Here is a 5,108-nt window from a genome sequence, read left to right as displayed (position 1 = left end):
ATTATTCCAGAATGGCTCAAATCTTTCCCGCGCCTTTTCCAAATTGCGCCCAACTGCCACCACCCTGCATGGTTCTGCCTGCTGCCGGTTCCACACCATAACGGCGTCTGCCAGACAGCTTCCCAGCATCCCGGTTGCCCCTGAAATAAGGAGTGTCTTTCCGCTAAGGAAGTCCAGCCGGCTTATTGCCTTCAGGGAATTTATGTACGCCTGATTTTCCATCAAATCCATGGTCACTCCCTCAACGCCAACAGGGCCTTGAAAATCTTCAAATCATCTGGCGTAGTCAATTTTATATTTGTCTCCGCTCCAATGGAAAAGTGCACGGATTCCCCCAACTCCACCATGAGCGTACAGCTGGCAATGGAGTTCAAAATCCCTGCTTCCAGGGCCTTCCGGTGAGCGTCTGCCAGCTTTTTTATTGGAAATGCCTGGGGGGTCTGGGTTAACGCCAGCCTTTCACGGGGAACCACCTCAGACGAGGTCTGCTCCCTTGTCCGACGCAGGACCACTGTGTTGCAGGGCACAATGGAAACCGCAGAGCCATGCTTTTTACACTGGACAATGCAGTCCGAAATGATCTCGTGGGAAACCATCGGCCTTATGGCGTCATGAACTAAAAGTATGTCCTGATCACCATATAACTGCTCTGCATGGAACACGCCGTTACGAATAGAAGCCTGCCCGTTTTCCCCACCGGAAACCACCCACTCCAGCTTGTCAATTTTGTACTGCCTTGCATAGGCCCGCAGAATATCGTGCCAGCCGTCCACACATACCACGCCAATTCTGTCAATATCCGGATGGGACTGGAAAGCCTCTAGTGTATAAATCATCACCGGCTTGTCATTTACATTCAAGAACTGCTTGGGGATTTCCTGCTGCATCCGCTGGCCCTTGCCGCCCGCGATAATCAGCGCGATATTCATAGGCTTTCCTCCAAACCGAATTCCCTGAACAGCCTGTCCACAAGAACCGCTGGGGCTTCCTCCCGGTCGTTTTCAATGACCACATCGGAACAATCCGGCTCATCCCAAGGCAAATCCACCCCCACCACTTGTTTCATGCCAGGGGAATAAAGCCCCTTCTGGTTGCGCCTATACAGCGTTTCCATAGACACTTTTATGTAGATTTCCCGGTAATTTTCGATGTTCTCCCGGCACCAGGCCCGCACATCCGCATACATGCCGATGCCACAGTACACAGCGTCAATGCCCTGCTCTGCAAACTCCCCGCACCGCTTTAGCACACTTTTCGCGCCAGCCCGCCGGGCTTCTGTGGAGTAGTCCCGGGGGGTCCGGGCGTTGGTTTTATCCCGGTTTTTATCCCCGTCAATCAACACCGCCTCTGGCCTGATGGCTTTCAGCCTCTCATAAAACATGCCGCCAATGGTGGTTTTCCCTGCCCCCGCCAGGCCCGTAAAGAAGTAAACCGTTCCTTTTCCCATTTGTGTTTACCTCCTCAGTGGTACAGCGGCTGTTCCAGCAGCTCATGGTCTAGTTCCAGCTTCGGCATCATATAAAGTAGTTGCCCATGTTTGTTTACAAATTGTAAGCCATCAAATAGTATTTTTGCATTACGCAGCCGATTTTCATAGAATGTCTGCATATGCTTGTCTAACAATTGCCCGCGCACGCTTTCTTGGAAGCTGTCCTCCAAAGGCTCGCCGCTGTTTGTCAATTTCACTTCGTCAAATACCACTTTCCGCGTCTCGCGGATATAATGATCTACTGTGGAAAAACTCAAAATCCATTTTTCTATCTGCGGCTCATCCACTGGACTCCCATCATAATATTGAAAATCATATCCATAAAAAGCGTAGGCATCCCGCAGGAAATATTCAATGAATTTCCGCTCGCTGTCATTGACATACTCATCATATGTTTTATAGACCGGTTTCGTATCAAAGCCATCCGCAATGTAGCCATAATAATCCAGGGCCTTCCCATTTTCTGAGCAGTAAGTCATGCTCTGCGTATAGGGCAAGTCCACAAATTCGGCCAACGCAGTAAAGGTTGCTTTTGGGTTCAGTTTTCCATCCTCAAAGCGTACCAGTATGCTGTCATGGTAGAGCCTGTCATCTGGGTCTATCATAAAGCTGCGATTGAACACGCGCTCTGAAACCGCATCGCTGACCACACTCTTTTTTTCTTCTGCATTTTCCTGGCTTGCCAACGATGAAGCATACATGAACGCAACTGTAGCCCCATGGCTGGTCGTAAAACGGCGCATCGGCGTAAAGGTTTTTATGTATTTAAACCCCTGGAAAACAGGCGAGTGCTTCACCTGTTCATAGTTGCCCGCATGAAGTACAGCGCGGTTTTTGTCATCCACATTCAAAGAATATATAATGTTATGGAAGTGGGGCTGGAAGAACACAGCGGGCACAATCCTGGACGCCCTGTCCCATCCCGCTGTTGCCATCTCACTGTTAAGGAAAACTGCAACCATTATGTCCTTGTCCGTACGGTCACGCATCCTGTACATTTCCTCTATCGTCTGCGGGGACCAGTCCGCTACATTTTGCAGAGCCTCTTTCAGCGACTTGAACTGTTCAAATATTTCCCGGCATTTCCGAATGGTTTCCTCTACGTTATACATCATCATGGAGGGTAGCACCAACAGGTTCGGGTGGGCATCGAAAATTTCGTTGAAAAAGTCGCCGCCATTATGGGTGGAAAGCTGTGTGTGCCAAATCAGCTTATTGACCTCCCGAATGCGTACGGGCTGCAAAGTGTACTGACTGTAATCAATACCAAACTCAGCATTAAAATCAATGGGATATCTGCCTTTCTCATCCTCAAAAAGGAATACAAACTTCCGGCTGTCCAGCAGCGGTTTCAAGTTCAAACAGGCCAGATAAGAGCAAAAAACCGCCCAGCTGCTGTAGTATAAATATACATGGTTTTCCCGGGCCACGTCCTCGCTTTTGCGCACGTTGTCCCGGAGATACTCTAACTCATATTGCGAATAAACATCTTCCACGAAGATGGGGTCATCTAAATTCTTAAAGAAGTAGTGCTTGATAACCGTATCCCGAAAATTGACATAATCACCGAAGTGCCGCCCTTCTACATCATAGGGCGTGTAGCTGTTATCGTCATAGGGATAAAATTGCAAAGGTAAATCCTCAAATTTAGGAAAATCATTGCGGAAAACATAGGGATACTTAGCCAAATACTTACAGTTGCGCTCATAACGGGACTTCAAAATCCGCAAATTAGGCTGGAAAAAGGCCTCGTCCATAATCTCCAGAATATTATCCTGAAAAACGCCCTGGTTGTATAAATCTCGAAAAAAAGTGTATGAAATCTTATAATCATCGCCCTTGCCGAACTGTAAAATGTAGGCCGCCGCCTCCATTTTCGTGGTAGGGTCCGGCTCCTCCGTCAGAGCCACCTTGTACGCCTTCAACGCGTCCTCTGTCTCGTTCAACTGCGCCAAACGCTGCGCTATCTCAATCGCTTTCATCCTTCGATACCCTTTCAGCATCCCCACACAAAAAGGGAACGGGCACATGCCCGCCCCCTCGTTTCGTGCATGGGATTTACTTATAGAACAACACTCTGCCTGTAATGCTAATTCAATTATAAAGATTAGCCTAACAGCTGCAGAACACCCTGGGGCACTGCGTTGGCCTGGGCCAGCATAGCCTGTGCGGACTGAATGAGGATGTTGTTCTTGGTGTAAGCCATCATCTCTTCGGCCACGTCGGTGTCGCGGATGGTGGACTCGGCGTCCTGGATGTTCTCAGCCATGACGCTCAGGTTGTTAGCGGTGTGCTCCAGACGGTTCTGGACAGCGCCCAGATCGCCGCGGACACCGGAAACAGTGTTGATAGCATCGCGAATTTTCTCAATAGCTGCGGCTGCGCCAATGGGATTGCTGATGTCAACACTGTCAATGCCCAGAGCACTGGTGTGCATATTGCCGATCACAACGTCCAACTGGTTGAACTTGTCGCTGGTGTCGCCAATCTGTAGGGTCAGGGTGCTGCCTGCAGCGCCGCCGGAGCTCATCTTCACCACTTCGTCCAGCTTGCTCTTACTGTTCAGCCAAGTGTCTTCGTTAGAAGAATCATAGTAGCTGGCCTTTTCATGCAGGTTGATGACATTATCAGCGCCAGCGCCAATATGGAAAGTATCATTGCCAGAACCCAAGCGGGTAATAGCATCCGCAACCTGGTTCAACTTGGCGGCGTCAATCTTGCCATCAGAACCCAGCAGATCCTTCACACCGATTACAGTACCGGTGCTGCTGGCAACATTCTTCTCTACATCCACTGTGAATGTCTGATTACCAATCGTCATGGAATCTCCATTAATCATAGAATTCACAATGTCTGCTGTCAGCTTAAACTGGGTATGGGCCATCTGGTCAGCAGTCTTCGCAACACCATCCTGCACATTCTGGGTCTTGCAGTTGGTAAAGTACTTGGTTCCAAGGGCTGCGCCACTGGCTTCAATCGTAACGTCCATAGAGGACTCAAAGTCTGGGACGCCGGCAGTGTTATTGCTTCCCGATGCCTTAAAGGTGAAAGTAATTTTACCACTGGATGCGCAGCTAGCTGTAAAGTCGACATTGTTGATAGTCTGTGTAGCTGTACCAAGGCTGAAGCTCACTTTGCTGGCGCTAATCAGTGCGCCAGCCGCAATAGAGCCGGTTACAGAAGCGGTAACGGTAACCCCAATTATCTGACCGCCGACTTTTACGTTGATGCTAAAGGTGGCGCCAGATGCAAGTGTGGCAGACGCCTTCAACTGATCAAAGATCTGGGAGAAATCAATGGTAAAGCTGGGTTCCTGTTCTTCCTTGCCCGCTTCATGGAGCTGCATGTGGTCTTCAGTCACCAAAGAGGTGGACGTGGTAGCCATGGTGGTATTACTGCCAGCCAAAGAACCGTCCAGCAGTTTAATGCCGTTGAAGTTGGCGGAGTCAGCAATACGGTTGATTTCACTCCGGAGAGCATCCACTTCCTTCTGCAGGTTCTTGCGGTCAACATCATTGTCATAGGTGCCGTTGGCAGACTGGGTGGCCAGGTAGTCCATGCGGTTGAGCATGTCCTGGATCTCCTGCATGGCGCCCTCGGCGGTCTTTACCAGAGAAAC

General features: G+C 49.7%; 4 protein-coding genes. All 4 read right to left on the bottom strand.

All coding sequences use genetic code 11. From position 1 onward, the window contains the following. Positions 1-233: 233 nt before the first annotated feature. On the bottom strand, positions 234-929 hold the full coding sequence (locus U8U68_RS21400) for an IspD/TarI family cytidylyltransferase (protein WP_322204418.1): 696 nt from the start codon (positions 927-929) through the stop codon (positions 234-236). Further along, positions 926-1,447, bottom strand: coding sequence for an adenylyl-sulfate kinase (locus U8U68_RS21395; RefSeq protein ID WP_322204417.1), 522 nt, complete (start codon positions 1,445-1,447; stop codon positions 926-928). Before U8U68_RS21395 ends, U8U68_RS21400 begins: the two co-directional genes overlap by 4 nt. Positions 1,448-1,461: 14 nt before the next feature. Next, positions 1,462-3,471: a hypothetical protein gene (locus U8U68_RS21390; RefSeq protein ID WP_322204415.1), complete on the bottom strand. Its 2,010-nt coding sequence runs from the start codon at positions 3,469-3,471 to the stop codon at positions 1,462-1,464. 125 nt (positions 3,472-3,596) lie between these two features. Further along, on the bottom strand, positions 3,597-5,108 hold a 1,512-nt coding region (locus U8U68_RS21385; RefSeq protein ID WP_322204412.1), incomplete at its 5' end, for a flagellin.

It is taken from the genome of Acutalibacter intestini, from assembly GCF_034334985.1.
In the GTDB taxonomy this organism is placed as follows: domain Bacteria; phylum Bacillota; class Clostridia; order Oscillospirales; family Acutalibacteraceae; genus Acutalibacter; species Acutalibacter intestini.
This window is presented reverse-complemented; position numbering and strand designations above follow the sequence as displayed.